Below are 24023 nucleotides of genomic sequence, written 5' to 3' on the forward strand. Positions count from 1 at the left end.
ATATGTATACATCAAGCGCGTTTGTGGGCATCTCCTTTCGGGACTGCTAGCGTTCGGTTATGGAGACATCATCTACCCACGTAGATGCGATGCTGGCCTCCGAGCCGTCCGGCTCGCTCGGCGGCCGGGTCGCTGTCGTCACCGGCGGTGGCAGCGGGATCGGTCGCGCCATCGCCGCGGCCTTCGCCCGCGCCGGCGCCCAGGTGGTCATCGCCGGGCGTGGCGGCGACCGGTTGCGCCTGGTCGCGGAGGACCTCGGTCCGGCCGTGCACCCGGTGGTCGCTGACGTGACCGACGAGAACGACGTCCGCCGACTGTTCGACGAGGCGACCCGCCGGGCCGGTGCGATCGACCTGCTCGTCAACAGTGCCGGAGCGTTCGCCGGCGGGGTCGTCGACGACCTCAGCCTGACCGAGTGGCGCACGGTGATGGAGGTGAACGTCACCGGCACGTTCCTCTGTGCCCGGGAGGCCTTCCGGCACATGCGGCTGCGAGGCGGCCGGATCATCAACGTCGGCAGCATCGCCGGGTCCCGGGCCAGGGCGCACTCGACCGCCTACGCCGCATCGAAGCACGCGGTCTGGGGCCTGACCCAAGCGCTGGCCCTCGACGGTCGCGAGGACGGCATCGCGGTCAGTTGCCTCAACCCCGGGAACACCGCGGTCGAGCGCCGGGCTGACGCGGTGGCGCACGCCGGCCGGCCCGAAGGACCCGAGCCGATGATGGACCCCGAGCAGGTCGCCCGGCTGGCGCTGCTGATGGCGACCGTGCCCGCCGACGTCAACCTGCTGGAGGCGACGATGCTGCCGGTCGCCCAGAGCTACCTCGGCAGGGGCTGAGCGTGCTTATGCCGATCGGGTATCGACACCGTCCGAAACAGTCTTGGACGGCAACGAAGCAGCCCTCCTACGTTGGACCGGCCAACCCACATCGATCCCCGGAGACCACCAGATGAGCATCTCGAGCGCCCCACGAAGCGCGCTGTCCGAACCGAACGCCGCCCTGCGCGCCCTCGCCCCGGGTGCGGCCACGATCGACCGGGTCGAGTCGCTGCACCTGTCCTCGATCGCGTTGCCGCTGGCGACACCCATCAGCGATGCGAAGGTGCTCACCGGTCGGCAGCAGCCGATGACCGAGGTCGCGTTCCTCTTCGCCGAGATCCGCACCGAGCAGGGTCACGAGGGGGTCGGGTTCTCCTACTCCAAGCGAGCGGGGGGAGCGGGCCAGTACGCCCACGCCTGCGAGATCGCGCCGGTGCTGATCGGCGAGGACCCCAACGACATCGCCCGGCTCTGGACGAAGCTGGCGTGGGCGGGTGCCTCGGTCGGGCGCAGCGGGCTGGCCACCCAGGCGATCGCGGCGATCGACATCGCGCTGTGGGACCTCAAGGCGAAGCGGGCCGGGCTGCCGCTGGCGAAGCTGCTGGGCGCGCACCGCGACTCGGTCCGCACCTACAACACCTCGGGCGGATTCCTGCACACGCCGATAGAGCAGGTGTTGGAGAACGCGACCGCATCGCTCGCCGCGGGCATCGGCGGGATCAAGCTCAAGGTCGGCCAGCCGGACTGGCGCGCCGATCTCGCGCGACTGGAGGCGGTGCGGGCACACCTCGACGCCGACGTGCCCCTGATGGTGGACGCCAACCAGCAGTGGGACCGCAGTACGGCGATGCGAATGGGACGTCTGCTCGAGCCGTTCGGGCTGGTCTGGATCGAGGAGCCTCTCGACGCGTACGACGCCGAGGGGCACGCCGATCTTGCCCGCGCGCTGGACACCTCGATCGCCACCGGCGAGATGCTGTCGAGCGTTGCCGAGCACGTCCGGCTGATCGAGGCCGGTGCCGCGGACATCCTCCAGCCCGACGCTCCCCGGATCGGCGGCATCACCCAGTTCCTCAAGCTGGCGGCGCTCGCCGAGCATCGACAGCTGCAGATCGCCCCACACTTCGCCATGGAGATCCACGTGCACCTTGCCGCGGCGTACGAGAGCGAGCCCTGGGTCGAGCACTTCGACTGGTTGGCGCCGCTGCTCGAGGAGGAGCTGGAGATCCATGACGGGCGGATGCACGTGTCGGACCGTCCCGGCCTGGGCTTCACGTTGAGCGAGCGTGCCCGGGCGCTGACGGTCGCCTCGCGGACGTTCGGGCCTGGCGCCCGGTGACGCCCATGCCGTCATGAGCTTCTCGTTCGAGCAGCTACGTGGCTTCGTCGCTGTGGCGGAGGAGCGCCACTTCGGTCGCGCGGCGGCCCGGCTGAACATGACCCAGCCGCCGCTGAGCCGACAGGTCCAGAAGCTCGAGAGGACCGTCGGGGCCGCGTTGCTCGACCGCGCGAACCGTCGGGTGCAGCTGACCCCGGCGGGTGCCGCGTTCCTGGTGGAGGCGCGTCGGCTGCTGTCCTTCGGCGACACCGCGTCCGAGCTTGCACGTCGGGTCGCGGCGGGGTCGGCCGGCACCGTCCGGCTGGGGTTCACCGCGGCCTCGACCTTCCGTGCGCTGCCGGACCTGCTCGGACGCATCTCGGCCGAGCTTCCCGACATCGACGTCGAGCTGCGCGAGATGATCACCCGTGAGCAGGCCGCGGCGCTCGCCAGCGGTGAGATCGACCTCGGACTCGCCCGGCCGTGCTTCGACGCCGCGGTGCTGGACAACGTCGTGGCGGAGCGCGAGGACCTTGTGGTGGTCGTTCCCGTCGGGCACCGGTTGGCTGCACTGGGTCGACCGGTCGCGGCCGCGGACCTGGTCGACGAGCCGCTGATCATGCACTCGCCGCAGGACGCGGCGTACCTCCACCAGCTCGTCCTCAGCGTGGTCCCGGTCCAGCGCAACGTCGTGCATGCGGTGAGCCAGCTGGTGACGATGCTCGCGCTGGTCTCCGCCGGCCGCGGGCTGGCGTTCCTGCCGGCCTCGACTCGGTACCTCAATGTCGCCGGCCTGGTGCACCTCCCGCTCGCACCACCCTGTCCGGCGGTCGAGCTGCATCTGCTCTGGCCGAGGGACTCGGAGAACCCCGCTCTGTGGAAGGTCCTCGAGGTGCTCAGACCCGCCTGACCGTCCCGCTGACCACGCCCTCACCCACGTCCCGGAGTCGCCATGTTCACTGCCGTACCGCTCGTCGCCTGGCTGCTCACGATCCTGGGGCTGCTGGCCATCGTGGGCCTTGACCTGGTCGTCATCGCCCGCCGCCGCCGCGAGATCACCGTCTCCGACGCGGCTCGCTGGGTCGTGCTGTATGTCGGGCTCGCGGTTGCCTTCGGGGTGGTGCTCCTGCTGTGGGGGCCGCCGGACACGGGGAGCCAGTTCTTCGCCGGTTACGTCACCGAGTACAGCCTGAGCGTCGACAACCTGTTCGTCTTCGTGATCATCATGGCGAGGTTCGCGGTGCCGCCGCTGGCGGTCGACAAGACGCTCTACATCGGCATCGTGCTGTCACTGCTGATGCGCGCGGTGTTCATCGTCGCCGGAGCAGCCGCGATCGCGGCTGCGACCTGGACGTTCTACGTGTTCGGCGCCTTCCTCGTCTACACCGCCGTGAAGCTCGTGCTCGAGGGTGAGAACGACGAGGCGGACTTCCAGGAGGGCCGGCTCCTACGACGACTGCGCCGCGTCCTGCCGTTGACGGCCGACTACCACGGCGACCGGATCGTCGTTCGCGCCCACGGGCGTCGGATGGCGACCCCGCTGGCGATCGCCATCGCGGCCATCGGCGTGGCGAACGTCGTCTTCGCCCTGGACTCCATCCCGGCCATCTTCGGCCTGACCCAGGACACGTTCGTGGTGCTGACCGCCAACGCCTTCGCGCTGATGGGCCTGCGTCAGCTCTACTTCCTGATCGGCGGGCTGCTGGGGAAGATCGTCTACCTCAACGTCGGCCTGTCGGTGATCCTCGCCTTCGTCGGGGTGAAGCTCCTCGTCGAGGCACTGCACGGCTCGGGGGTCGACCACCTCGGCGCGGTCGGCCTTCCGGAGATCACCACGGGCTTCTCGCTGATGTTCATCCTGGTCGTGCTAGGTCTGACGATCGCCGCGAGCCTGGCACGGGATGCGTGGCAACAGCGGCTTGCCTGGCGGCGAGGCAGTCGAGGTGTCGACGTGATTCCCGCTGCTCGGCGTAACAGGGACCAGGCGTCATGGCCGACAAGCGGCGCCAACCGCGACCGACACCCCTGACCCGCCAGATCCGCGAATGGGTCCGGGCTCCGTTGCGCTGCTACCGGCGCACCTGCCCGCATGCTTCCAACGCCGATGCCTCAGATGGGCTGGGCGGGGGGCTGTCGCTGGGCACCGCCTCGGTGGCAGCCTGGGAGAGCACTCCATGACTCGGCGGAGGGAGACTCGTGATGACCACCCCGGCCACCCCTGCCCCGGGAGGCCCAGCTGGCTTTGCGGGTGTCGAGCACCTGGTGGTGCTGATGTTGGAGAACCGCTCCTTCGACCACATGTTGGGCTACCTGTACGCCGAGGCCGGGAACGTGTCGCCGGCCGGGGACCCGTTCGAGGGCCTGACCGGCAGCGAGTCGTGTCCGGGCAGCGACGGCCAACCGGTTCCGGTCTACCAGCTGACTCCCCAGACCCAGGACGTGTACTTCTACCCGGGCGCCGATCCGGGCGAGGGGTATGCCGCGACGAACAGGCAGTGTTACGGATCATCGGGCCCACCGGCGGCCGGTGCCACGGCGCCCATGAGCGGCTTCGTGACCGACTACGCCTCCGCGATCGCCGCGAACAGGGCCAAGGGCTGGTACGTCTTCGCGGGCACCGCCGAGTCCTGGATCATGGGCTGTCACACCCCGGCCACACTGCCGGTGCTCTCCGCTCTCGCCCGAGGCTTCGCGGTCTGTGACCACTGGTACGGCGCGGCGCCGACGATGACGATGCCGAACCGGGCGTTCGTGTGCGCGGGCACCAGCCAGGGACACATGGATGACGTCACCAAGGCGTTCACCTGTCCGTCGATCTTCGGGTCATTGGGTGCGGCGAACCTCGCCTGGAAGATCTATGGCTACACCTCGGCGCCGTTGACCAAGTCCGACTTCCCCGACACCAAGACCGCCCCGGCGGCCAACTTCGGTCACTTCGCCGACTTCGAGGCCGACTGTCGGACCGGGTCGCTGCCCGTCTATGCGTTCCTCGAGCCCTCCTGGGGGTCGGACGGCAACAGCCAGCACCCGAACTACAACCTCGCCCTGGGCGAGCAGCTGCTGCTGGAGACGTACCGCGCCCTACGGGACAGCCCGGCCTGGGAGCAGACACTGCTGGTGATCACCTACGACGAGCACGGTGGCTGCTACGACCATGTGTCCCCGCCCTGGGGCGCGACGCCGCCGGACCAGACCGTGGGGGAGTACGGCTTCGACTTCACCCGCTTCGGACCTCGGGTCCCGGCCGTGCTGGTCTCCCCATTCATCGAGGCCGGCACCGTCTACCGGGCTCCTGGCCAGACACCCCTGGACCACACCAGCATCCTGGCCACCATCGAGAAGAGATGGGGCATCGCCCCGCTCACCGCCCGCGACGCCGCAGCCCCTGATCTGGCCGGGGCGCTCACCCTGACCACAGCACGCACCGATGACCCACTGGCCAGCGTCACCGCCCCGCCGGCCCCGACGAACCCGACCGGCCTGGTCGTGCAGGCCTCGCACCTGCAACAGATCCAGGCCGCCCTGATCGCCGACCAGGCGGGCAGGCCTCCCGAAGAGCTCGCCGTACTGCAGACCAACGCCGACTACCAGCGCTACATAGACGAGCACGGGTAAGAAGCGGTCGATGTGCATAGCGCCTGCCGGCGACCGGACGAGCTCCGACTTCGGTCCGTCGAGCAGATGGCGATCGCCGACCCCTGGTCCTTGACCAGGCTACCGACCGAGTAGCGAACCACTGGTCGCGATCACACCACCGTGCGTCGGTGAGGTATCCCCGTTCGTCGCGACAACTCCCCACCTCGTCGCACCTCGCCCCCAGATGATGTACCACTGCCCGCTGGTGCTGGAACCATCCCAAATGCTTGTGACCCCACTCACGTCCCTCGGGAGGACATCCATGAGATTGACCGCCTTTGCTCGCCCCTATGTCGCCACCGGCTCGATGATCGCGGTCGCAGCCGCCATGCTGGTCGCCAGCGGAGCCGTCGCTGGTTCCCAGGCCGGCGCCGCTCCAGCTCGTCCACTGAGCACCGTCACTACCTGGGCCTCGGCCGACGACAAGGCCGGTGGCAGCCTCACCGATGTCACGTTGCGCGACCTGGTGCACACGACCATCGGAGGCACCAACCCCCGGTTCCGGCTCTCGAACTACTCCGGAACCGGGCCGGTCACGTTCTCTTCGGTCTATGTCGGTACGCCGACCGCGACCGACTCGGCTGCGATCGTGCCTGGCACGAATCAGCAGATCACCTTCGGCGGACAGACCTCGGTGACCATCCCGGCCGGTGCAGTGGTGCTTAGCGACCCGCTGCCGGAGACGCTCGCTCCGGGCGCCGACCTGTCGGTATCGCTGGCGCTAGAGGGCACAGCGAGTGTCCTCACAGCCCACAACAGGAGCATGCAGTACACCTTCAAGTCAGGCTCCGGCGATTGGGCTGCCGATGTGTCGGCGGACCACTTCGGAACCCAGGACGCCAACTGGTTCTTCCTCGACGGCGTCAGCGTCGAGGCGCCGACCCACCAGGGCACAATGGCAGTCCTCGGGGACTCGATCACCGACGGTGTCGGATCGACGATCAACGCCAACCGCCGGTGGACCGACGACCTGGCCAGACGTATCGCGCACCTGCCCGCGCTCAAGCAGTTCGGCATCGCCAACGAAGGCATCTCCGGCAACCATGTCGCCTCTGGCGGTGGCGCTGCCGGTCTGCCCGGCCAAACCAGGCTCGTACGCGATGTGCTCACCCAGCCGGGCATCGGCTCGGTGTTCCTCTTCGAGGGCATCAACGACATCAGCGGCGGCATCTCCGCCGACGCTCTGATCGCCGCCGACCAGCAGATCGCCGCCCAGGCACACGCCATGGGCAAATGCGTCTATGCCGGCACCATCACCCCGACCAGCATCTTGACTCCTGCGCAGGAAGCCGTTCGCAACCAGGTCAACCAGTACCTGCGGACGAGCAGCGACTTCGACGCCGTCTTCGACTTCGATGCGGCGGTCCGCGATCCCGCAGATCCCACCCGGTTGGCCACCCTGTACGACTCCGGTGACCACATCCACCCCAGCGACGCCGGCTACCTGGCCATCGCCAACTCGGTCGACCTATCCGACCTAGCCTGCTGAGCAGCAACCTCGGAAGAAAGCGGAGGGGGGCGCCGCACTCTCGGCGGCGCCCCCTCTCCGTCATTTCACCAAAACCGCAGGTCAGACGGGGTCTGGCCTGCGGTTTCGGTGGTGGCCAGGGGCGGGGTCGAACCGCCGACCTTCCGATTTTCAGTCGGACGCTCGTACCAACTGAGCTACCTGGCCGGGCCGCGGCACACGATACCGGAGCAGTCGGGGTGGGCGACAATCGAGTCCCGCGCGTCGCGCTCAGCCCCAGCCCCATGCGTGCAGCTGGGCGTCGTCGAGTCCGAAGTGATGGGCCACCTCGTGCACCACGGTGATCCGCACCTCCTCGACCAGCTGGTCGCGGTCCTGACACATCCGGGCGAGCGGGCCGCGGAAGATCAGGATCCGGTCCGGCGGCACGAAGGTGTAGCTGCTGGTCCGCTCGGTGAGCGGGATGCCGTCGTACAGCCCGAGCAGGTGCGGGTCGTGCGAGGGAGGCTCTGCCTCGACCAGTACGACGCAGTTGTCGATCAGCCGGGACAGCTCGACCGGCATCGAGTCGAGGGCGTCGGCGACCAGCCGCTCGAACTCGTCCGCGGTGACCTCCATCGGGACAGTCTCCCCGACGCCACCCAGCGGTTCGGACCAGCCGAGGATTTGAGGGGTCGCCGAGGCCAGCCCTATGCTGGGGCGGCCGCCCGCCGGGCGGTGGGGCCCCCATCGTCTAGTGGCCCAGGACCCCGCCCTTTCACGGCGGTAGCACGGGTTCGAATCCCGTTGGGGGTGCTGTAGAATCATGCCTCTGACCTGCGGAAACATACCGATGCAAGACCGGTCGTGAATCCCTGTCAACACCCGGTCAACAATCCCGAGGCAGGATGGGCACATGGCGAGCATCCGTGAACGCACCTACAGCAGCGGTGAAACGACCTGGGCAGTGCTCTACCGGCACGGAAAACGACAGACCTCGCTGACCTTCACGGACCCCAAGTCGGCCGCGAAGTTCGCTCAGTTGATCGACCTCTTGGGCGCCGACAAGGCGCTGGCCGTCCATCGCGGCGAGGCCCACGACGACCGGCTCACCGTCGCCGAGCTCGCGGAGCAGTACCTCGCCAACCGGGCCACCAAGGTCACCGAGCGCACGATGACCGACTACCGCCGCGACGTGGCCAACTGGATCCTGCCCTGGTTCGGGCACCGGACCGCCGAGTCCCTCAACGAGGCCGACGTGCAGAAGTGGGTCGACCACATGGCCCGCAGCCTCGCGCCCAAGTCGGTGGGCGATCGACACATGCTGCTGCACTCGATGTACAAGTACGGCACCGCCCGCTCACGCCAGCTCGTGAGCCACAACCCGTGCCTGGAGACCGAGTTCCCCGCACCCGTCCGCAAGCCGCCCAAGGGCACCACCACGCCGGAGTTCCGGTCGATCCTGGCCGCCGCGCTGGCCAAGGGCAACCCGGACGCCCACGACCTGATCCTGTTCCTAGGCGAGACCGGGTGGCGGTTCTCGGAGGCCATCGCGCTCGACACCCGCGACGTCGACGACGACGGGATCGACGTGTGGGTCAACATGTCGCGGGTCTACCGTCTCGACGCCTCCGGCCGCCCGTTCATCGCCGAGGACGCAGCCAAGACCGAGGCCGGGTTCAGACGCATCAGGATGCTGCCCGAGTCCGCCGCGATGGTCCGCGCCCGGATGATCGGCAAGGCTCAGGCGGGCGAGCTCGTGTTCACCAACTCGCGCGGACGGCCGTGGAACCAGAACACCTTCCTGCGCACGACATGGCCCGGCATCCTCAAGGTCGCCGCCTTGGGCGACCGGAGGCCGACGCCGCACTGGCTGCGGCACATGCACGTCGCCGTCATGGCGGCCGCCGGCGCGCCGATGCACGAGATCCAGCGGCGCATCGGCCACGACCACTACTCCACCACCGTCGACGTCTACGGCGGCATGATCGGCGACGTCTCCGACGACACCCTGGCGCGGGCGGCCGCGTTGATGTCGGGCCGCGCGTCGGCGCCGGGCATCGCACCCGTGGTCGCGGGCGAGGTCGTGCGGGCCGAGCTAGGCCAGATGCAGGAGTGACCCGTTCGACGCCTGACGACACGGCGTGTGCCGCCGATCCAGGCGCCGATACGCCGCCCACAGCTCGGCGACCGTGCACAGCCCCAACGCGGACTCCTTGACGAGCGCCGTCACCGAGCCGTCGACCTCAACCAACGCCCAGTCGTGCCCCGTCGGCAAGTCCTGAGGGCCGATTACTCGCACCTGATACATCCGAGAGGTCTCCTTCGCCATTGAGCCCCGTCGCCGTAGTCCGGCGAGGTTGGGGCTTACGGTAGGCGCGGTTCGAACCGGTGTTCGCGGAACGCCGAAGTTACTGCTCGGTCCCCGTGCGGATGTCTCGAATCAGTCGCGCGACCGACTCCTCGAGCTCGGCCGCATTCTCAATCGGTCCCTTGACCACGACGCGCACGCCGAAGTCGCCGGTCACCTCGAACTCAATCAGGCCTACCTCGGTGCTCATGATCGCATCGGGACCCCCGTGCCCTAGTTCGTTCTCCAGCCGGTCGAGGGTCCACTCAAGCCGCTCGAACGTTGCGGTCTGGGTTTGCGGCACGTCGTCGAGCGCCCGCGTGATCGTCTTGCGGTCGACGCCGGACTCCTTGGAGAGTCCGCTGTTCGTCAGTCCGATCCTGCGCATCCGTCGCCGGATCGCTTCCCCGCGCGACTGCGCGCCGTCGTCCGTAGTCACGGGCGCAAGTGTCTCAGTGAGCGCCGCTGTTGGCATGACAACCCTCCGATTAGTCGAAGTACCTGGCCCATCTTGCTCTCAATCCACAGCAATCCACAAGAGTCCCGGAAAAAAGGTCAAATCTGTGGAGTGTTGGTGTTGCGTGATGGGGAATGCGGTGGCACAGTCCCCGTCATACCCCAAAACACCGACAGGAGGATGCGGCATGGTCCACACGGTCACCGCTGACGAGGCCCCGTTGCTGCTGAGTCCCAAGCTCGTAGCCAAGTCCCTAGGCATCTCGGAGATGCAGGTCAAGCACCTCGTCGACGGGGGACAGTTGCCGTCCACCCGCATCAAGAACCGCACATACATCCCGGCCGAGTCGGTGCGGGAGTACGTCGAGAACATCGCGCGGTCAGCATGAGGCTCACCACCGAGGCCGACCTCGCCGAGCAGTTCGGGCTCAGCGTCGAGAAGTTGCGCGAACTGCGCCGCCGTCACCGCTGGCCGCACGTCCGGCTCGGCCGCTTCGACGTCCGGTTCACCGACGCCCAGGTCGAACAGATCGTCGCGCAGCACTCCCAGACCCCGGAGGCTGCGATCGCCGGACCCGTGAAGGTGCCCGGTCAGACCGCCCGCTCAGCAGCACGGAGGCGGTCCGCATGACCACCTCATCCCAGGCGATCGACCTGCTCACGCAGATCCGCGACCTGCTCCGCCAGCAGGTCCGTCCGTTCGACCAGCGCATCGACGACCTTCGCAAGTCGAATGCCGCCGTCGATTGCAGCATCAGCAGTCTCCTTCACACCCTGGACAACCTCGAACAGCGCATTGAGGTCGGCGCGCGCCTTGGGATCGCTCATCGGGATTCCTCTCCTACTTCATCGGGTGACACGGGTGAAGGTAGTGCCCCGGCGGGTTCGGCGGCCGAGAACGTCACGCCCGCCGGGGTCGCGATGATCCGCCTCAAGCGCCTCGTCGTCGCCGGGCTCGAAACGCTCTGCGCCACCCTCGACCTGCTGCCCGCCTACGACCGGGAGGACCGCCGCTGGTACAGGCCGGGCCAACTGGGCTGCCTGCACAACGTCGCCCGCCTGTCTGCCGAGTTGGACGAGAAGTGGGGCACGGGGGTGTGGAAATGACCCCCGGCTACCTCGCCCCCGACGAATACGACCTTTTGTCGCTGATCGCCGACGAGCACACCGTCCCCGGCGCCGATGCCGTGGACCTGTTCTTGGCCGCGTGTGAGGCCGACGCGAAGGCGCACGGCTGGGTGTCGGTGCCAAGGGTCCGGCTCGCGCTCGCTGGCGCCGACATCCCGCCCGCTCGGCTCAGCAGTCTTTGGGGCCACTTCACCGGCGACGGCAAGCCGATGCGTCGGATCGAAGGCTGCTTCGACGACAACGACGGCGGCACGATCCGCAACGGCAACAAGACCTACCCACGGCGCAAGTGGGTCGGCTGACCCTCCAAAAGCCAGACCCCGGCATCCGTAGGGCCGGGGTCCAGACAGAAGGAAGTATCTCATGGCAGAACCCGCCGCCGAGGATCTCGTGGTCCGGCCATTCGCCGACTGGCTGCGCGAGCAGTCCCACGGCAAGACACACGACGAGATGGGCGATGCCCTGTACGACCTCGTCTCCCGTGTCCGTGACACCGGCAAGAAGGGCACCGTCTCGCTGACCATCAGCGTCTCGCTGCTCGACAAGGACCCCGAGGGTCCGCTGCTCATCGCCGACGAGATCAAGCTCCGGCTGCCCGAGCACGACCGCAAGCCGTCGATCTTCTACGCCGACAAGGACGGCAACCTCACCCGCACCGACCCCGGACAACTGTCCTTCGAGTCTCTGCGTGAGGTCCCGCCGCCCAACGTCGACCCGGCCACGGGCGAGATCAAGGAAATCAAGGAGATCAAGGCATGACCAGCGAACTGCTCAGCACGTCCGGGGATGCTCAGGCGATCATCGACACCGCGACCCGCGCGGCCGAGCCGACGATCGTGGGCGACAATCTCGCCCTCGTCGTCGTGCCCGACCAGGGACGCGTCGAGGTGGTCGACATCGAGGCCAAGCTCGCGTCCTACCGCGACCACCCGCAGCGCAAGCGCGGCTCGTTCACGGTCCACAACGCCGAGTCGTTCTGCGACTACCTCGCCAAGCACGGCGTCTCGGCTACCGAGGTATGGGCCGACACCATCGGCAACAAGATCGTGGGCGTCATCAACGCGCACGGGGGCACGAAGGCGGGCAACGAGGTACCGGCAGCCGCCGGTTGGGCCGACCACCGGGTTACCTACGCCGTGCAGCACACCCCGGCGTGGAAGGCGTGGGTGGAGCACAACGGAAAGCTGCTCGACCAGGCCACCTTCGCCGAGTTGATCGAGGACCGGGCGGTCGACATCGTGCGACCCTCGGCGGCCGACATGCTCGAACTGGCGCAGCACTTCTACGCATCGAAGGGCGGCGCGTTCGAGTCCTCGAAGCTGCTCTCCTCCGGCGAGAGCCAGTTGGTCTACCGCGAGGAGATCGACGCCAAGGCGGGCAGGGCTGGACGGCTCGACATCCCGAAGGACTTCGACCTCGCGTTGGTGCCGTTCGAGGGCGCCGACACGTACAAGGTCACGGCCCGATTCCGGTTCCGCATCGTCGACGCGGCGCTCCGGGTCGGCTACCGACTCCAGCGGCCTGAGGACGTGCTGCGCGAGGCGTTCGAGGGCGTCGTCGGTCAGGTCGAGTCGACCGTGACCGAGCCCGTGTTCCGCGGCGTCTCGCCCTAAAGACCCGGCTCGGGCGGGCTGCCCAATCCCTCCCGCCCGTCCGAGCCGACCAGACCGCGCCGGGGAAGCGCGGAAGCCACCCGGCGGGCGCAATGCCACGGGTCCGCCGGGTGGCACCCCAGACAACCAGAAAAAGGCCCGCCGGGGTGCATCCGACGGGCCGAGCAAAACCACTCACTCAGGAGGATACATGAGCACCACCACCAGCGCCGACGCGCAGGTCTCCACGCCCTACGAGGCCCCCGTCACATCCCAGGTCGTGCCCATCGAGCACGGCGGCGGCATGATCCACATCGAGCGCTGGCCCGGCGGCGAGATCACCGCCCAGTGGCGCGCCGGCATCGGTGAGCCGTGGGGCCGCATGGTGACCGTGGGGCAGGCGTCATGACCACCTACGCGATCACCGTTACCGTCGTCGCCCTCCTGGCGATCACCTTCCTGGCGATCCTGCTGGCCGACTACCGCGCGATGTTTACCCGCGAGCAGCGCCTGGTCGTCGAGGTCGCCCGCTTGAAGCGGCTGATCCATCCCTCGACGCGCCCCGTGCGCCCGGCGCCGCTGTCGGTGGTCTGCCTGCCCGACGAGGGCGACGTGGACGGCTGGGCGGACGTGGCGCGGCTCTTCGCTGACGTGCCGGTGCCGTACGTGCCCGCCGAGTCCGACCCGTTCATCGCCTCGCTGATCGAGTCCGACGTCGAGCGCGACCTGCGGCTCATCGACGGAGGCGAGGGCGCATGACCGCCGCGCTCGCCTTCATCCTCGCCGGACTCCTCGGCGCCCTCTGCATCGGACTCGCCCTGTTCGACGCGTGGACCGAGCACCAGTGGGCCAAGCGCGGCGACATGCGCGGCGCCGACTTCCTCGCCCGCTGGGACGCCGCCCTCTCCGACACCCCGATCCACGATGCCCTCGCCGCCGAGACGTTCCGCGACCAACTCGACGAAGGGCGGCAGGGATGACCACCGCGCCCGAGACGCCCATCGGCCACCCGCCCGTCGCCTACGCCATCTGCCGCGAACTGCACCCCTACGAGTGGGCCGCACCCGTGCCGCGCACCACACCGTGCGTCGACTGCCTGCGCGCCGCCCACGTCGCGATCCAGCGGGGCGCCCGATGACCTGGACCGCAGCAGACGCCCGCCGAGACGCATCCGACCTCAACGAGCAGGCCAACGCCGACGCCCGCGACGAAGCACGGGCAGCGGCCTACGACGACCACGGACAGCCCAGATGGGCAGGCGAGTTCTGCCCACGCTGCCGCCTCGACGAGTGCAGGTGCCGAGCATGAGCCGCTACATCCCCGAACACGCCGACGAGTGCGTGATCTGCCAACGGAGCACCGAGCCGCTCGACGACGACGGCTGGTGCCGGGGCTGCATCGACGCCGAGCGGGCTGTCGGGGAGGCATCGTGAGCGACGACATCAAGCCGGGGCTGCACTTCGACCTCCCGAACGACGACTATCACGCCCTGACCGACTGGTGGTCCTCGACGCAACTCAAGCGAGCCCTACCCGAGCTATACGACGAAGGCTCGATGTCGCAGGCCGCGCTCGACTTCGGGACGCTCGTGCACTCGGTGGTGCTCGAGCCGGACAACCTGAGCCAGTACGTCGCCGCAGACGCCGCCGTGATCGGTCTCAAGGCGGACGGCACCAAGGCCGACAACCCGACCAGCACCAAGGCGTGGAAGCTGTTCGTAGCCGAATCCGAGTCTGACGGCAAGGTCATCGTCACCCAGGACGACTGGGAGCGTGCACATCGGATGCGCGACGCGATCCTGGCTCATGGCGAGGCAGCCGAGCTGCTGTTCAGCGGCGACGGGCTGTCCGAAGTCTCCGCATTCTGCACCGACGAGGACGGCATCCAGCACAAGGCCCGGTTCGACCGGCTCGTCCCAGACTCGGTGATCGACCTCAAGACCACCGGGTCAAGGCCCGGGGAGGATTCGCTGACACGCACCGTCATCGGCTTCCTCTACGACCTCTCGGCGTCCCATTACCTCGACGTCGCCGACTTGCTCGACCTCGATGTCGAGCGGTTCACGTGGGTGTTCGTCGGAAAGACCGAGCCCTATCGGGTCACCGTCGCGGACGCCAGCAAGGAGTTCATCGAACGGGGTCGCACCCTTCGGGACCGAGCCCTCAACCGGCTTTGCGGTGACGCCGAGCCCTACGAGGGCGCCACTGGTCGCCTCACCCTGACGCTGCCCCCGTGGGCGCGTCTATCCCTCCCTGCCGCGGGCATCCCGGCCGACTTCGAATGGAGCATCAATGACTACGCCTGACGTCATCACCCCCTCGCAGCTGATCGCCAAGCACTCCGAGGATCTGTCCTCGGTGCTTCCGTCCCACGTCCACGCGCCGGTGTGGATTCGCGTCGCGCAAGGTGCCGTACGTCGCGATCCCAAGCTCATGAAGGCGGCGACCGAAACGCCGGCGTCCCTGATGGTGGCGCTCCTCAATGCGGCGCGGCTCGGCCTCGAGCCTGGAACCGAGGAGTTCTACCTGACGCCGCGCAAGGTCAAGGGCAAGATGGAAGTGCTCGGCATCACCGGCTATCAGGGCATCGTGGAGATGATGTACCGGGCAGGGGCCGTGTCCTCGGTGGTCGCCGAATGCGTCTATGACAGCGACGGCTTCGACTATCAGCCCGGCCGCGACGAACTGCCCATGCACCGCATCGACTGGGACTCCAACGACCGCGGCGAGTTGCGGCTGGTCTACGCCTACGCCCGACTTCGCTCGGGTGCCACGTCCAAGGTGATCGTCCTCAACCGCGCCGAGATCAACAAGATCAAGGCATCCTCGATGGGGTCGGACGGGGACTATTCACCGTGGCGCACCAACGAGGCCGCCATGTGGCTCAAGTCGGCGGTTCGCCAGTTGCGCAAGTGGGTGCCCACGTCCGCAGAGTTCCGCGACCAACTGCGTGTCGACGCTCAGGGAATCGCCCGAGTGCAGGCCGAGGTTGCAGCCGGTCGGCCCCGCGCCGTGGTGCTGAACACCGAGACGGGCGAGATCGAGGACTCAGACCTCGACGCGATCGACGCCGAGATCGTGGACCCCGCCGACCCGTGGCTGACCGGGGAGCGCACCGACGACCCGGAGGCCGACCAGTGACCCCCGAGTCGGGCGGCACGGACGCCCGCCTGTCGGTGCTGTTGGCGTGCGTGCTGGGGCTGGTCGTGGTGGTCGCGTGGGCAGCGACGGGGGTGGCACGGTGAGCGGGCCACGTCTCGGCATCCAGTCGGTCAGCAAGCGCCCGGACCTGCGCCGCTACGTCGGCGTGTGCATGTCGTGCGAGCACTGGCAGATCGACATCCGACCCGGCGCGATCTCCGACCTTGGTGGCTGGCTCGACGCCATGAAGGCCATCGGTGAAGCCCACGCCGCCCACATCGGCGCATACCCGGAGCCCGACCCCGACTTGTGCCCCGGCGCTGGTGGCCGGGTGAAGTACGAGGGCCAGTGGGTCGAGCCTCCGTTGATGCAGTCCGGGAAGCCTGCAGAGGGGACGTTGGCTCTGACGCCGACTCCGCGTTGGTGGGTGGCACGGTGACCGCCCCGGCCACCCTGCACGCCGCAGCCGACCGGCTGCGGACGCTGGCGCAGGCGACTGACGGCGAGTGGTACAGCGCAGCCGCGTGGGCAACAGCCTCCCCGATGAGCCTGCCCATCGACCCCGCCGATGCCGCCTACATCGCCGCCATGTCCCCGCCCGTCGCGCTCGCGGTCGCCGACCTGCTCGACGCCGAGGCCAACCGCACCAACACGTGCCGACCCTGCGACCGCCCCGACTGCGAGGCGTCCGACTGCCGCGCGATCCGCGCCGCCCTGGCGGTCGCTGAGGCGATCGGCGGCGGAGCGTGAGCCGCCTCATGTCGGTCGCGATGACCACCGACGCCGTGATCGAGCGACGCAAGACCGTGACCCTCCGTCTCCGCGTCCTGACCGCCGCCACCGACACCATCGCCCGCGCCCTGTGCTGGGCGCTCGACCACCACGACCGGCATCTGAGCCGGACAAGCAAAGGAGACCACTGACCATGACCACCACCATCAACCCCGACAAACTCGCAGCCCTCGACGACATCCAACTCCACGAAGGCTCACACGGGTCCTTCGAGTCCGGCCATTGCGCAATGGAGGTCGTGTCCTGGCTCGCCGACGAAGGATTCACCGACGCACCCTCCTGCGCATCCCCCGTCCTCGCCCGATACGTGATCCGCCTCAATGACAGGTGGGACGACGCGAAGCGCCAGACCCTCAAGCCCTACCTCGTCCGCATGATCGGCACCGGCGACGACGGCAAGGACACCATCCGCGAGCAGATCGCCACCCGCTACCTGACCGAACGACTGCTGCGCCCGTGGCTCGACCTGGCCGGAATGAGCGAACAGGCCGCGCAGCTCGACGCCCTCGCAGCCGACTCCCCGCAGGAGCGTCGGCGGGTCCTGTATGCGATCCGTGACGCCGCATGGACGCTGCGCCAATCGCGCTGGGCCACGCTGCGTAAGGAGGTCGAGGTCAAGGTGCGCGAGCAGCTGGCAGACCGCCCCGTTGCCGATGCCGTTGCCGTTGCCGTTGCCGTTGCCGTTGCCGTTGCCGTTGCCGATGCCGATGCCGATGCCGATGCCGCTGCCGCTGCCGCTGCCGATGCCGTTGCCGATGCCGCTGCCGCTGCCGATGCCGATGCCGCTGCCGTTGCCGTTGCCGTTGCCGTTGCCGTTGCCGTTGCCGTTGCCGTTGCCGATGCCGTTGCCGCTGCCGATGCCGTTGCCGTTGCCGTTGCCGACCTAACCCCGTACTCGGACGGTTGGTACAAGGTTCGCTCTGCCGCCTACGCAGCCGCTCGGAAGTACTACGACGAGCACCCCCTGCCCGTCGTCCAGGAGATCGCCGACCTCGCCGCCAGTCAGGAGCCGATCGCGCTCGAACTGCTCGACCTGATGATCGAGGCACGCGCGTGACCGCCCACGACGGCCTCGGCTCCGTCCGCGCCGACGCCCGCAAGAACACCACCGAGACCCACTGGGACCCCGCGACCGCCCGACTCATCGACACCGCCGTCGCCGAGCGGGACGCATGGTGGCGGGGACGGATGGAGGCGCTGGCGTCGGGGATCGAGCGCGCTGCCATCAACGCGCGCCGCGCGGCATCTGGACAGACCGACGCGGCCTGGTCCCGGGGGCTCGATGCGATGGCAACGCAGGCCGAGGCGGCAGTGATCGACCTCCGCGACCTGCTCGACGCCGCGCCCCAGCCCGAGACGACACCGGAGCCGACTGCAGGAGGCATCTGCTGCAACGGTACCTGCCGCCAGCCTGCGATAGCCGTACTCCCCGGCGGCTGGCCCGTGTGCGGCGAGCACGGCGGCGGTGCGATCGACCGACTCGCCGAAGCAGTCAAGGACGTGTGCTGGCGAGCGCAGCAGTACGGCCAGACCGAGGACGGCGACACGTTCGCCTACCTCGTCACCAAGGGCGCGATGCACCGGCTCATCGGCGCAGCTCAGGGTGCTCGCATCGCCGCCGCGTTCCGGACGAGCGACGAGCCGCTACCTGACGCCCAGTCCGTCCCCGCGCCGCCCGACGCCCCGAGCATCGAGGACGTGCTGGATGCGCACCCTGCGACACACACAGAGCACGGTCCGCTCTACTGCCCACCCTGCTCGGAAGCGATCGGCCAGTGGGTTCAGTGGACTCCGGTCCACGTCGCGCAGGCGATCCGCGAGAGCGGGGCGAAGTGATGAGCGTCTACATCGACACCGCCGACTGGTGGATCGGCTACTACCGAGGACCTAACCATCACTACGTGTGTCCGCTGCCTTGCGTGGTCGTGCGCTGGCCGAGAAAGACAGGTGCCCGATGAGCGCCGACTGGCATAGCCCTTGCCCCTACAACGGCCCGGCTCACGACTTCACGCCATTGTCCGATGGCCATAAGCGATACATCGGGAACCGGCTCATCCGCGCCATCTGCAAGAAGTGCGGGGTGTACCGATGAGCGGCACCGAGCGGGACGACGTGGAGACGCTGGCCGACTGGCTCGGCGCACAGGTCGAATCATCCAACGTCGTCGACCCGAGCGACGAACAGACGACGTGGATTGAGGTTCAGGTCGACGACCTGGCCGACCGCCTCATCGCCTCCGACTGGCTCGCCCAGCACGACGCCGCCGTAGCCGCGAAGGCGCGAGCCGAGGCCCTGGCACCGATCCGGGAACTGGCCGACCTGTGGGACGAGCGCCGGGCCCCGAACGGCAGGCCGATGCTCACCACCGCCAACGTCGTGGACCGCCTCCGTGCCGCGCTCGCTGCCGCCGAAGGAGACAAGGCGTGAGCACCCGCATCCCAGCAGCCTTCTGGTGGAACGCGCTAAGCGACACCTTCAGCAAGGTCTGCCACGAGTACATCCACAAGGCACGGACCGCCGAACAGGCCGAAAAGGGCCACGACTGCGGCCACCGATTCGAGATCACCATCCGGTCCTCGCTACACGCCAGCGGACCCGCAGACCACACCGACGCCGACTGGTTCGGCACCTGCGGCCCGGTGACAGTCCGAGCGCACAACCTCCGCGATGCGCTCCTGATCGCCGCCACCCTCCCGTTGGCCGCGTGGTTCAGCGACGACAGCGCCGAAGGAGACGAGACGTGAGCCTGACCATGACCGACATCTTCTGCGGCGGCGGAGGCAGCTCTACCGGCGGCGCGATGACCGGCACCGTCAAGATCGTGATGGCCGCGAACCACAACACCCTCGCCGTCAACACCCACCAGGCCAACCACCCCGACTCTGACCACGCCTGCGTCGACCTGCACATCGAGGACCCCCGCTACTTCCCACGCACCGACATCCTCTGGGCGTCACCAGAATGCACACGCTGGTCCCAAGCCGGCGGATCGAGGAACGGCGACCTGACCGGCGCCATGGGCGACCCCACGCTGCTCGACCTGCTCACCGAGGACGATCTGGTCACCAACGACGAGGACGAGGCCACCCGATCCCGACTCCTCATGTTCGACGTCCTCCGCTTCATCGACCACCACCACTACTCCGCCGTCATCGTCGAGAACGTCGTCGACATCGCCATGCGCCCCAAGTACCGCCGCGCCTGGGAGGCATGGCAGAAGGGACTGACGAACCTCGGCTACGACTACCGGGTCATCAGCTTGAACTCGATGCACGCCCAAGCCCTCGGAGCACCGGCGCCACAGTCCCGCGATCGGCTCTACGTCGTCGCGTGGCCGCGCGGCAGCAAGGCCCCCGACGTCGACAGGTTCATGCGACCGCAGGCGTACTGCCCGCGCTGCGACCGCGTGGGCGAGTCGTTCCAGGCGTGGAAGCCCGGCAAGAGCGTCGGCAAGTACCGCGACCAGTACGTCTACCTGTGCGCCACACCCGGCTGCGCGACCCGCGTCGAGCCCGGCTACCTCCCAGCCGCCGCCGCGATCGACTGGACGCTGCCCGGGAAGCGGATCGGTGACCGGGCCAAGCCGCTGGCAGAGAAGACCATCGCCCGCATCGCCGCTGGGATCGCCCGCTACTGGGGTCCGTTCCACCTTGAGGCGTCCGGCAACCAGTACGACGCCGCCGACCCCAAGCACCCACAGCACGGCGACCCGAACGCCTACTACCGGACGTGGCCGGTCACCGAGTACCTGCGCGTCCTGCACACCCAGGAGACGAAGGCGCTTGCGATCCCAGTCGAAGGCCGCGACGGCAAGACGGCCCGGCCTCTGAGCCTGCCCGCCCGCACGCAGACCTGCCGCAACGAGACCGCGATGCTCGTGCCTTCCGGCGGCACCTGGAACGACGAGGCGCGCCCGGTCCGCGATCCGCACCGCACCCTGACGACGCGCGAGCACATGGGGCTACTGGCCCCGTACTACAGCGCCAGTGACCACGCCCAGTCCGTCGACAAGCCCATCGGCACCCTGACCACCGTCGACCGATACGCCCTGATCCACCGACACAACACGGGCGGCGCCGAGATGACAACCCCCACCTCCGAGTACCTGCGCACACTCACCACGGCAGGCCATCAGTCGGTCATCACGCCCGGCGACGTCAAGGCCGCCGAAGCGCAGATCGACGACTGCCTGTTCCGGATGCTCGAGCCCCACGAGGTCGCCGCCGGGATGGCCTTCCCGCCCGGCTACGACTGGCACTCCGCGGTCGACGAGAAGGGCAGGCCAGCGACGCGGCGCAGCCTGGTGCGACTCGCCGGCAACGCCGTCACACCCCCGGCGGCACGCGACCTCATCGCAGCCGTCGCCGAATCCCTCGGCGGTGCCGCATGACCACCTGGCACTGCCTCACCTGCCCAGCCCACGGCACCGGACCCGACGCCGACCGGGCAGCCGACAAGCACACCCGCGACACCGGCCACGCCACCAGCACACGGAGCACCGCCATGACCATCACCTGCCCACGCTGCACCCGCCCCCTGTATCCCCGCACCGCACGCCGCACCGACGACGGCTGGATCTGCGCCAACGCCCGATCCTGCGGCAAGGCCCGCGCCGCCCTCCCACGCATCGAGGACCTGCGCTGGATGGCCGCCCACGGCGAGTCCGCACAAGGCGCCGCCGCACGCCTCGGCATCACCAAGGCAGAGGCACTGCGCCGCTGGTGCGTGCGCCACGACATCGAGGACGTGTGGCGCACCCTGCGAGCCCGCGACCCCCTCGACCTCGACCCCGGCAGACAGATCCAGCGACTCGGATGGGAGGCCGTCGCATGACCACCATGCTCCCCCAGCCCAGCCTGACCGCCGACGAACTCCACGCCGCCCTCGGAGGCAGCCACATCCTCACCGACGGCGGACCACCCGGCATCATCGCCACCCACCCGATGAGCCTCCAATGCGCCGACTGTGGCGCCGTCGAGACCCAGCCCGAGGGCCGCTCCTGGCCGGCGTTCATTCTCACCTGCGGCTACGGGTTCCACACCTGCACCCGAGGCGCCGAGGGACGGCTGTGCCGCGACTGTCTGGCCGTCGTCAAGGGCGCCTGCGACAAGGCAGCGTGCCGCGCATGAGCCCCGTTCGGAGCGGTTTCGTCACGAAAACGGTCGATTACTGGTCGGTAGGACGCGATCTACTCACGGGTAACACGCGGTTACCGGCGAGTAGGTCGCACGCCGCGACCATTTCGTCACCCCGTTACTCACCGGTAACCCGCGCGGTTTCGGAGGCAATCGCATGACCGTCACAGCCTCGTCCGCCGGATTCACAGCCACCTGCCCCTGTGGATGGGCCACGCTCTCCCAGACCCGCGCCGTCGTCGAACGCCGACTCAGCGACCACACAGCCATGTGCGGGGAGCCGGAATGAGCGACCTGCTGACCATGCTCCACGACCACGACCTGCCGCCGAAGTGGGACGACCGGGCCGTCGTCTGGGAGGGCTGGGAGTACGCGCCGTCCGGTGTGTTCATCTGCCCGGCGCCGAAGCCGGACGTGTGCGAAGGCTGCGGGATGCCGACGATGGAACGCGGGTTCCCGTGCTGGTCCACGAACAAGGGCCTGCGCGCCGACTCCACCCGGCTCACACTCGACGACTTTCACGCCGAGGAAGCGGCACGAGCCCGGCTGCCGTGGCGCGTCCAGGGCAAGATGCCGCGCCACTGGTGGATCGAACTGCACGCCTTCCGCTGCCACCACTGCTCGCTCGATTCGGTCTGGGATACCACCAGCGGCGGGTGGTGGACCCTCGACCACACCGACTACGGCGACGACGGGTCGGTGGCCCCGTGAGCATCTTCGGCTGCTGTAACTCGGCACCCGGCGCCGTACCCGACCAGTACCACGCGGTCTGCATCGGGCGGTTTGTCGACCAGTTCGGGGTCGAGCACGTGTGCGGCTGCGTGAACCACGAGTACGACGAGGAGGAGGAGTAGTGAACATCGAACAACCATTCCAGGGCATGACGTGGGGTGACCTGCGCGCCTTCGTAGCGCTCAGCGACGCTGCCGACGCCGAGGAGATCGTCTATGACTGCGACGACCAGCTAGAGCGCGTGAGCATGCTCATCACGGGCATCGACCTCAAGCGGGTGACCCATGGCCCGTGACCACGCCCGCATCCTCACCGCAATCTGGCGAGACCCCGACTTTCGCGCGCTCGACGTTGGCGGCCAGCACGCCTACCTCGCGCTCGTGAGCCAAGAGGCGCTGACCTATGCCGGAGTGCTCGACTACCGGCCCGGTCGCATCGCCGCACTGAGCAAGGGCAACACGGCCAGCAAGGTTGAGCGGGCCATCCGTTCGTTGGCAGCCGCGCGCTTCGTCGTCCTCGACGAGCAGACCGAAGAACTCCTGGCCCGCACCTACGTCCGCTACGACGGCGTGATGGACCGCGTGAACATGGGAAAGGCGGTCGGAAGGGCCATAGACAAGATCGTCTCTCTCAACCTCCGCGCCGCAGTTCTGACCGAGCTCGGGCGCCACTACGCCGAGAAGCCGACCCTCGCCGGATGGGATGGCTTGGCCGAAGTCAACGCCGATGCCATGAACCACGTAACCGCGATGGCATCCACCATCCCATTGCCAATGGCATCGGGCATGGCAACGGCAATGGCATCGGGAAAGGCATAAGCGATGGCAGCGCGAATGGAGACCCCAACTCCCTTAGTTCCTTTGTTCCCTAGTTCCCTAGTTCCGAAAGATCGCCCGTCGCATGCATCTCACGGTGACCTAGCGCGAGGCCGGATGCATGCACTCGACAACGGCGGTGTCCGATGCCCGTGACCAAGGACCAAGCTCGTATCCTCACATCGCTCATCGTCGCCAGCCGACCCCACGGCGCACCACGCTGGGACGAACCCGGCATCATGGCCGCACTCGCCAAGGTCGCAGACCGCTCGCTGCCCGAGGTCGTCATCGCCAGCATCCGAGCCGCCTGCGACGCCAGCGCCCGCAACCCCGGCGTGATCGCCGCACCCGGCAAGGCGTGGGACTCAGACACCGTTCCCATCGAAGCCAAGTCCCGCCCACACCCGCCCAAACGCGGACAGGACTGCCCACGCCACCCCGGCCAGTTCGCCGACCGATGCGGCGGATGCCGCGCCGACCAGCTCGCCGGACCCGACGACGACGAGGACACGCCGGACAGCCCGCCGCCCTCATGGCAGCCGGGCGACACCAAGGCCGGGGCCGCGATGTGCCGGGCCGCGATCAAGGGGGACGCATGAGGCGTGCGAAGGGGTCCCAGCCTTGCGAGGATGCCCGCTGCCGCGACGCGGAGTCACAAGCG

Annotated in this window: 39 protein-coding genes and 2 tRNA genes; 37 read left to right on the top strand and 4 right to left on the bottom strand. The window is 68.6% G+C overall.

The features are described 5' to 3' along the window. Positions 1-59 precede the first annotated feature (59 nt). The 6 genes from Q9R13_RS15595 (at position 60) to Q9R13_RS15620 (ending at position 7264) form a co-directional block, all read left to right on the top strand. Positions 60-839 carry an SDR family oxidoreductase gene (locus Q9R13_RS15595; protein ID WP_310962093.1) on the top strand — a complete coding sequence of 260 codons (780 nt, stop codon included), beginning with the start codon at positions 60-62 and terminating at the stop codon, positions 837-839. 112 nt (positions 840-951) lie between these two features. Continuing rightward, positions 952-2160 carry an L-talarate/galactarate dehydratase gene (locus tag Q9R13_RS15600; RefSeq protein ID WP_310962094.1) on the top strand — a complete coding sequence of 403 codons (1209 nt, stop codon included), beginning with the start codon at positions 952-954 and terminating at the stop codon, positions 2158-2160. A gap of 13 nt (positions 2161-2173) precedes the next feature. Further along, positions 2174-3049, top strand: coding sequence for a LysR substrate-binding domain-containing protein (locus Q9R13_RS15605; protein ID WP_310962095.1), 876 nt, complete (start codon positions 2174-2176; stop codon positions 3047-3049). 42 nt (positions 3050-3091) lie between these two features. Continuing rightward, positions 3092-4168, top strand: coding sequence for a TerC/Alx family metal homeostasis membrane protein (locus Q9R13_RS15610; RefSeq protein WP_310962096.1), 1077 nt, complete (start codon positions 3092-3094; stop codon positions 4166-4168). Between the two features lie 170 nt (positions 4169-4338). Beyond that, on the top strand, positions 4339-5754 hold the full coding sequence (locus tag Q9R13_RS15615; protein WP_310962097.1) for an alkaline phosphatase family protein: 1416 nt from the start codon (positions 4339-4341) through the stop codon (positions 5752-5754). Between the two features lie 283 nt (positions 5755-6037). Then, positions 6038-7264 (top strand): GDSL-type esterase/lipase family protein, encoded by a 1227-nt coding sequence (locus tag Q9R13_RS15620; RefSeq protein WP_310962098.1) that lies wholly within the window; start codon positions 6038-6040, stop codon positions 7262-7264. 109 nt (positions 7265-7373) lie between these two features. Here Q9R13_RS15620 and Q9R13_RS15625 read toward each other — a convergent pair. Then, positions 7374-7450, bottom strand: a tRNA-Phe gene (locus Q9R13_RS15625). A gap of 63 nt (positions 7451-7513) precedes the next feature. Continuing rightward, the gene (locus Q9R13_RS15630) at positions 7514-7861 is read right to left on the bottom strand and encodes a metallopeptidase family protein (protein ID WP_310962099.1); all 348 of its coding nucleotides are present in this window, start codon (positions 7859-7861) and stop codon (positions 7514-7516) included. A gap of 104 nt (positions 7862-7965) precedes the next feature. Between Q9R13_RS15630 and Q9R13_RS15635 the strand changes: the two genes are divergently transcribed. Both Q9R13_RS15635 and Q9R13_RS15640 read left to right on the top strand, forming a co-directional pair. After that, positions 7966-8038, top strand: a tRNA-Glu gene (locus Q9R13_RS15635). 100 nt (positions 8039-8138) lie between these two features. Continuing rightward, entirely contained in the window at positions 8139-9341 is a 1203-nt protein-coding gene (locus Q9R13_RS15640) for a tyrosine-type recombinase/integrase (RefSeq protein ID WP_310962100.1), read from the top strand. Here Q9R13_RS15640 and Q9R13_RS15645 read toward each other — a convergent pair. Together Q9R13_RS15645 and Q9R13_RS15650 are read right to left on the bottom strand one after the other, a co-directional pair. Continuing rightward, positions 9321-9554, bottom strand: coding sequence for a hypothetical protein (locus tag Q9R13_RS15645; RefSeq protein WP_310962101.1), 234 nt, complete (start codon positions 9552-9554; stop codon positions 9321-9323). The genes Q9R13_RS15640 and Q9R13_RS15645 overlap by 21 nt on opposite strands. Before the next feature lie 79 nt (positions 9555-9633). Continuing rightward, positions 9634-10011, bottom strand: coding sequence for a hypothetical protein (locus tag Q9R13_RS15650; protein ID WP_310962102.1), 378 nt, complete (start codon positions 10009-10011; stop codon positions 9634-9636). Positions 10012-10216: 205 nt separating this feature from the next. Here Q9R13_RS15650 and Q9R13_RS15655 point away from each other — a divergent pair, with 205 nt between their 5' ends. The 29 genes from Q9R13_RS15655 to Q9R13_RS15795 all read left to right on the top strand — a co-directional run bounded on the left by Q9R13_RS15655 (position 10217) and on the right by Q9R13_RS15795 (position 23961). Beyond that, the gene (locus Q9R13_RS15655; RefSeq protein ID WP_310962103.1) at positions 10217-10417 is read left to right on the top strand and encodes a helix-turn-helix domain-containing protein; all 201 of its coding nucleotides are present in this window, start codon (positions 10217-10219) and stop codon (positions 10415-10417) included. Next, positions 10414-10659: a hypothetical protein gene (locus tag Q9R13_RS15660; protein WP_310962104.1), complete on the top strand. Its 246-nt coding sequence runs from the start codon at positions 10414-10416 to the stop codon at positions 10657-10659. The genes Q9R13_RS15655 and Q9R13_RS15660 overlap by 4 nt, the downstream gene beginning before the upstream one ends. Continuing rightward, on the top strand, positions 10656-11135 hold the full coding sequence (locus Q9R13_RS15665; protein ID WP_310962105.1) for a hypothetical protein: 480 nt from the start codon (positions 10656-10658) through the stop codon (positions 11133-11135). The genes Q9R13_RS15660 and Q9R13_RS15665 overlap by 4 nt, the downstream gene beginning before the upstream one ends. Continuing rightward, a complete protein-coding gene (locus Q9R13_RS15670) occupies positions 11132-11458 on the top strand; it encodes a hypothetical protein (RefSeq protein ID WP_310962106.1) in 327 nt (108 codons plus the stop codon). The genes Q9R13_RS15665 and Q9R13_RS15670 overlap by 4 nt, the downstream gene beginning before the upstream one ends. 61 nt (positions 11459-11519) lie before the next feature. Continuing rightward, positions 11520-11915, top strand: coding sequence for a hypothetical protein (locus Q9R13_RS15675; protein ID WP_310962107.1), 396 nt, complete (start codon positions 11520-11522; stop codon positions 11913-11915). Next, a complete protein-coding gene (locus Q9R13_RS15680) occupies positions 11912-12769 on the top strand; it encodes a DUF2303 family protein (protein ID WP_310962108.1) in 858 nt (285 codons plus the stop codon). Before Q9R13_RS15675 ends, Q9R13_RS15680 begins: the two co-directional genes overlap by 4 nt. A 190-nt stretch (positions 12770-12959) precedes the next feature. Next, a complete protein-coding gene (locus tag Q9R13_RS15685; RefSeq protein WP_310962109.1) occupies positions 12960-13157 on the top strand; it encodes a hypothetical protein in 198 nt (65 codons plus the stop codon). Further along, the gene (locus Q9R13_RS15690; protein ID WP_310962110.1) at positions 13154-13507 is read left to right on the top strand and encodes a hypothetical protein; all 354 of its coding nucleotides are present in this window, start codon (positions 13154-13156) and stop codon (positions 13505-13507) included. Before Q9R13_RS15685 ends, Q9R13_RS15690 begins: the two co-directional genes overlap by 4 nt. Next, entirely contained in the window at positions 13504-13728 is a 225-nt protein-coding gene (locus Q9R13_RS15695; RefSeq protein ID WP_310962111.1) for a hypothetical protein, read from the top strand. Before Q9R13_RS15690 ends, Q9R13_RS15695 begins: the two co-directional genes overlap by 4 nt. Then, on the top strand, positions 13725-13886 hold the full coding sequence (locus tag Q9R13_RS15700; RefSeq protein WP_310962112.1) for a hypothetical protein: 162 nt from the start codon (positions 13725-13727) through the stop codon (positions 13884-13886). The genes Q9R13_RS15695 and Q9R13_RS15700 overlap by 4 nt, the downstream gene beginning before the upstream one ends. Next, positions 13883-14056, top strand: coding sequence for a hypothetical protein (locus Q9R13_RS15705; protein ID WP_310962113.1), 174 nt, complete (start codon positions 13883-13885; stop codon positions 14054-14056). The genes Q9R13_RS15700 and Q9R13_RS15705 overlap by 4 nt, the downstream gene beginning before the upstream one ends. Next, positions 14053-14181, top strand: a complete 129-nt coding sequence (locus tag Q9R13_RS15710) for a hypothetical protein (RefSeq protein ID WP_310962114.1) — start codon at positions 14053-14055, stop codon at positions 14179-14181. Before Q9R13_RS15705 ends, Q9R13_RS15710 begins: the two co-directional genes overlap by 4 nt. Next, positions 14178-15053, top strand: coding sequence for a PD-(D/E)XK nuclease-like domain-containing protein (locus Q9R13_RS15715; protein ID WP_310962115.1), 876 nt, complete (start codon positions 14178-14180; stop codon positions 15051-15053). The genes Q9R13_RS15710 and Q9R13_RS15715 overlap by 4 nt, the downstream gene beginning before the upstream one ends. Next, positions 15040-15888, top strand: a complete 849-nt coding sequence (locus Q9R13_RS15720) for a recombinase RecT (RefSeq protein WP_310962116.1) — start codon at positions 15040-15042, stop codon at positions 15886-15888. The genes Q9R13_RS15715 and Q9R13_RS15720 overlap by 14 nt, the downstream gene beginning before the upstream one ends. A 100-nt stretch (positions 15889-15988) precedes the next feature. After that, the gene (locus tag Q9R13_RS15725; protein ID WP_310962117.1) at positions 15989-16327 is read left to right on the top strand and encodes a hypothetical protein; all 339 of its coding nucleotides are present in this window, start codon (positions 15989-15991) and stop codon (positions 16325-16327) included. Next, the gene (locus Q9R13_RS15730) at positions 16324-16638 is read left to right on the top strand and encodes a hypothetical protein (RefSeq protein ID WP_310962118.1); all 315 of its coding nucleotides are present in this window, start codon (positions 16324-16326) and stop codon (positions 16636-16638) included. Before Q9R13_RS15725 ends, Q9R13_RS15730 begins: the two co-directional genes overlap by 4 nt. Beyond that, positions 16635-16811, top strand: a complete 177-nt coding sequence (locus Q9R13_RS15735) for a hypothetical protein (RefSeq protein WP_310962119.1) — start codon at positions 16635-16637, stop codon at positions 16809-16811. The genes Q9R13_RS15730 and Q9R13_RS15735 overlap by 4 nt, the downstream gene beginning before the upstream one ends. Positions 16812-16813: 2 nt before the next feature. After that, the gene (locus Q9R13_RS15740; protein ID WP_310962120.1) at positions 16814-17737 is read left to right on the top strand and encodes a hypothetical protein; all 924 of its coding nucleotides are present in this window, start codon (positions 16814-16816) and stop codon (positions 17735-17737) included. Further along, on the top strand, positions 17734-18516 hold the full coding sequence (locus Q9R13_RS15745) for a hypothetical protein (RefSeq protein WP_310962121.1): 783 nt from the start codon (positions 17734-17736) through the stop codon (positions 18514-18516). The genes Q9R13_RS15740 and Q9R13_RS15745 overlap by 4 nt, the downstream gene beginning before the upstream one ends. Before the next feature lie 252 nt (positions 18517-18768). Continuing rightward, positions 18769-19107: a hypothetical protein gene (locus Q9R13_RS15750; protein WP_310962122.1), complete on the top strand. Its 339-nt coding sequence runs from the start codon at positions 18769-18771 to the stop codon at positions 19105-19107. Continuing rightward, positions 19104-19424: a hypothetical protein gene (locus Q9R13_RS15755; protein ID WP_310962123.1), complete on the top strand. Its 321-nt coding sequence runs from the start codon at positions 19104-19106 to the stop codon at positions 19422-19424. The genes Q9R13_RS15750 and Q9R13_RS15755 overlap by 4 nt, the downstream gene beginning before the upstream one ends. Continuing rightward, complete coding sequence (locus tag Q9R13_RS15760; RefSeq protein WP_310962124.1) at positions 19421-21070, top strand: DNA cytosine methyltransferase; 1650 nt, start codon at positions 19421-19423, stop codon at positions 21068-21070. The genes Q9R13_RS15755 and Q9R13_RS15760 overlap by 4 nt, the downstream gene beginning before the upstream one ends. After that, positions 21067-21513 carry a hypothetical protein gene (locus tag Q9R13_RS15765; protein ID WP_310962125.1) on the top strand — a complete coding sequence of 149 codons (447 nt, stop codon included), beginning with the start codon at positions 21067-21069 and terminating at the stop codon, positions 21511-21513. The genes Q9R13_RS15760 and Q9R13_RS15765 overlap by 4 nt, the downstream gene beginning before the upstream one ends. Beyond that, a complete protein-coding gene (locus Q9R13_RS15770; RefSeq protein WP_310962126.1) occupies positions 21510-21809 on the top strand; it encodes a hypothetical protein in 300 nt (99 codons plus the stop codon). Before Q9R13_RS15765 ends, Q9R13_RS15770 begins: the two co-directional genes overlap by 4 nt. 291 nt (positions 21810-22100) lie before the next feature. Beyond that, positions 22101-22526 carry a hypothetical protein gene (locus tag Q9R13_RS15775; RefSeq protein ID WP_310962127.1) on the top strand — a complete coding sequence of 142 codons (426 nt, stop codon included), beginning with the start codon at positions 22101-22103 and terminating at the stop codon, positions 22524-22526. Further along, on the top strand, positions 22523-22669 hold the full coding sequence (locus tag Q9R13_RS15780) for a hypothetical protein (protein ID WP_310962128.1): 147 nt from the start codon (positions 22523-22525) through the stop codon (positions 22667-22669). Before Q9R13_RS15775 ends, Q9R13_RS15780 begins: the two co-directional genes overlap by 4 nt. After that, positions 22669-22842, top strand: a complete 174-nt coding sequence (locus tag Q9R13_RS15785; protein ID WP_310962129.1) for a hypothetical protein — start codon at positions 22669-22671, stop codon at positions 22840-22842. Before Q9R13_RS15780 ends, Q9R13_RS15785 begins: the two co-directional genes overlap by 1 nt. Continuing rightward, positions 22832-23365, top strand: coding sequence for a hypothetical protein (locus Q9R13_RS15790; RefSeq protein WP_310962130.1), 534 nt, complete (start codon positions 22832-22834; stop codon positions 23363-23365). The genes Q9R13_RS15785 and Q9R13_RS15790 overlap by 11 nt, the downstream gene beginning before the upstream one ends. Before the next feature lie 143 nt (positions 23366-23508). Beyond that, a complete protein-coding gene (locus Q9R13_RS15795) occupies positions 23509-23961 on the top strand; it encodes a hypothetical protein (protein ID WP_310962131.1) in 453 nt (150 codons plus the stop codon). Positions 23962-24023: the final 62 nt, after the last annotated feature.

It is taken from the genome of Nocardioides marmorisolisilvae (genome assembly GCF_031656915.1).
Classification (GTDB): domain Bacteria; phylum Actinomycetota; class Actinomycetes; order Propionibacteriales; family Nocardioidaceae; genus Marmoricola; species Marmoricola terrisoli.

What these genes read in the sequence shown, in the direction of transcription:
- Q9R13_RS15720 (WP_310962116.1), top strand. Translation starts at nt 15,040, where the DNA reads ATGACTACGCCTGACGTCATCACCCCCTCGCAGCTGATCGCCAAGCAC.
- Q9R13_RS15705 (WP_310962113.1), top strand. Translation starts at nt 13,883, where the DNA reads ATGACCTGGACCGCAGCAGACGCCCGCCGAGACGCATCCGACCTCAAC.
- Q9R13_RS15695 (WP_310962111.1), top strand. Translation starts at nt 13,504, where the DNA reads ATGACCGCCGCGCTCGCCTTCATCCTCGCCGGACTCCTCGGCGCCCTC.
- Q9R13_RS15700 (WP_310962112.1), top strand. Translation starts at nt 13,725, where the DNA reads ATGACCACCGCGCCCGAGACGCCCATCGGCCACCCGCCCGTCGCCTAC.
- Q9R13_RS15790 (WP_310962130.1), top strand. Translation starts at nt 22,832, where the DNA reads ATGGCCCGTGACCACGCCCGCATCCTCACCGCAATCTGGCGAGACCCC.
- Q9R13_RS15620 (WP_310962098.1), top strand. Translation starts at nt 6,038, where the DNA reads ATGAGATTGACCGCCTTTGCTCGCCCCTATGTCGCCACCGGCTCGATG.
- Q9R13_RS15680 (WP_310962108.1), top strand. Translation starts at nt 11,912, where the DNA reads ATGACCAGCGAACTGCTCAGCACGTCCGGGGATGCTCAGGCGATCATC.
- Q9R13_RS15610 (WP_310962096.1), top strand. Translation starts at nt 3,092, where the DNA reads ATGTTCACTGCCGTACCGCTCGTCGCCTGGCTGCTCACGATCCTGGGG.
- Q9R13_RS15630 (WP_310962099.1), bottom strand. Translation starts at nt 7,861, where the DNA reads ATGGAGGTCACCGCGGACGAGTTCGAGCGGCTGGTCGCCGACGCCCTC.
- Q9R13_RS15640 (WP_310962100.1), top strand. Translation starts at nt 8,139, where the DNA reads ATGGCGAGCATCCGTGAACGCACCTACAGCAGCGGTGAAACGACCTGG.
- Q9R13_RS15750 (WP_310962122.1), top strand. Translation starts at nt 18,769, where the DNA reads ATGAGCGGCACCGAGCGGGACGACGTGGAGACGCTGGCCGACTGGCTC.
- Q9R13_RS15600 (WP_310962094.1), top strand. Translation starts at nt 952, where the DNA reads ATGAGCATCTCGAGCGCCCCACGAAGCGCGCTGTCCGAACCGAACGCC.
- Q9R13_RS15690 (WP_310962110.1), top strand. Translation starts at nt 13,154, where the DNA reads ATGACCACCTACGCGATCACCGTTACCGTCGTCGCCCTCCTGGCGATC.
- Q9R13_RS15710 (WP_310962114.1), top strand. Translation starts at nt 14,053, where the DNA reads ATGAGCCGCTACATCCCCGAACACGCCGACGAGTGCGTGATCTGCCAA.
- Q9R13_RS15605 (WP_310962095.1), top strand. Translation starts at nt 2,174, where the DNA reads ATGAGCTTCTCGTTCGAGCAGCTACGTGGCTTCGTCGCTGTGGCGGAG.
- Q9R13_RS15645 (WP_310962101.1), bottom strand. Translation starts at nt 9,554, where the DNA reads ATGGCGAAGGAGACCTCTCGGATGTATCAGGTGCGAGTAATCGGCCCT.
- Q9R13_RS15675 (WP_310962107.1), top strand. Translation starts at nt 11,520, where the DNA reads ATGGCAGAACCCGCCGCCGAGGATCTCGTGGTCCGGCCATTCGCCGAC.
- Q9R13_RS15655 (WP_310962103.1), top strand. Translation starts at nt 10,217, where the DNA reads ATGGTCCACACGGTCACCGCTGACGAGGCCCCGTTGCTGCTGAGTCCC.
- Q9R13_RS15740 (WP_310962120.1), top strand. Translation starts at nt 16,814, where the DNA reads ATGACCACCACCATCAACCCCGACAAACTCGCAGCCCTCGACGACATC.
- Q9R13_RS15595 (WP_310962093.1), top strand. Translation starts at nt 60, where the DNA reads ATGGAGACATCATCTACCCACGTAGATGCGATGCTGGCCTCCGAGCCG.
- Q9R13_RS15795 (WP_310962131.1), top strand. Translation starts at nt 23,509, where the DNA reads ATGCCCGTGACCAAGGACCAAGCTCGTATCCTCACATCGCTCATCGTC.
- Q9R13_RS15765 (WP_310962125.1), top strand. Translation starts at nt 21,067, where the DNA reads ATGACCACCTGGCACTGCCTCACCTGCCCAGCCCACGGCACCGGACCC.
- Q9R13_RS15685 (WP_310962109.1), top strand. Translation starts at nt 12,960, where the DNA reads ATGAGCACCACCACCAGCGCCGACGCGCAGGTCTCCACGCCCTACGAG.
- Q9R13_RS15775 (WP_310962127.1), top strand. Translation starts at nt 22,101, where the DNA reads ATGAGCGACCTGCTGACCATGCTCCACGACCACGACCTGCCGCCGAAG.
- Q9R13_RS15615 (WP_310962097.1), top strand. Translation starts at nt 4,339, where the DNA reads ATGACCACCCCGGCCACCCCTGCCCCGGGAGGCCCAGCTGGCTTTGCG.
- Q9R13_RS15660 (WP_310962104.1), top strand. Translation starts at nt 10,414, where the DNA reads ATGAGGCTCACCACCGAGGCCGACCTCGCCGAGCAGTTCGGGCTCAGC.
- Q9R13_RS15665 (WP_310962105.1), top strand. Translation starts at nt 10,656, where the DNA reads ATGACCACCTCATCCCAGGCGATCGACCTGCTCACGCAGATCCGCGAC.
- Q9R13_RS15770 (WP_310962126.1), top strand. Translation starts at nt 21,510, where the DNA reads ATGACCACCATGCTCCCCCAGCCCAGCCTGACCGCCGACGAACTCCAC.
- Q9R13_RS15670 (WP_310962106.1), top strand. Translation starts at nt 11,132, where the DNA reads ATGACCCCCGGCTACCTCGCCCCCGACGAATACGACCTTTTGTCGCTG.